We start from the raw sequence: 396 nt of genomic DNA, 5'->3' as shown, positions 1-396 counted from the left end.
GCTAAGAAATTCGAACCATTATTGTTATTGCCAATCGCATTTGGTGTAATGTTAGCGAACTTACCATCAGCTGGGCTAATGTATGAAGGTAGCAACATTTATGAACACGGTGTATTAAGAGTAATACAAATCGGGATTAAAACAAATGTATTCCCATGTTTGATTTTCATGGGTGTAGGTGCAATGACAGACTTCGGTCCGTTGATTGCGAACCCAATCAGTTTGTTATTAGGAGCGGCAGCTCAATTAGGTATCTATACAGCATTTACACTTGCAATCGCAACCGGATTATTCACCGGGCCTGAAGGAGCGGCAATTGGAATTATCGGAGGAGCGGATGGTCCTACATCAATCTTCCTTGCAAATGCTTTGGCACCACATTTGATGGCTCCGATT

At 42.2% G+C, this 396-nt stretch carries 1 protein-coding gene; it reads left to right on the top strand.

The annotated features are described in order from the left end of the window. Positions 1-396: sodium ion-translocating decarboxylase subunit beta (locus EVJ30_RS15085; RefSeq protein WP_145963181.1), on the top strand; the 396-nt coding region annotated here is incomplete at both ends.

Source organism: Exiguobacterium sp. SH5S13 (assembly GCF_004337085.1).
Classification (GTDB): domain Bacteria; phylum Bacillota; class Bacilli; order Exiguobacteriales; family Exiguobacteriaceae; genus Exiguobacterium; species Exiguobacterium aurantiacum_A.
Note: the sequence above shows the minus strand (reverse complement) of the source record. Positions and strands in the feature narration are given on the sequence as shown.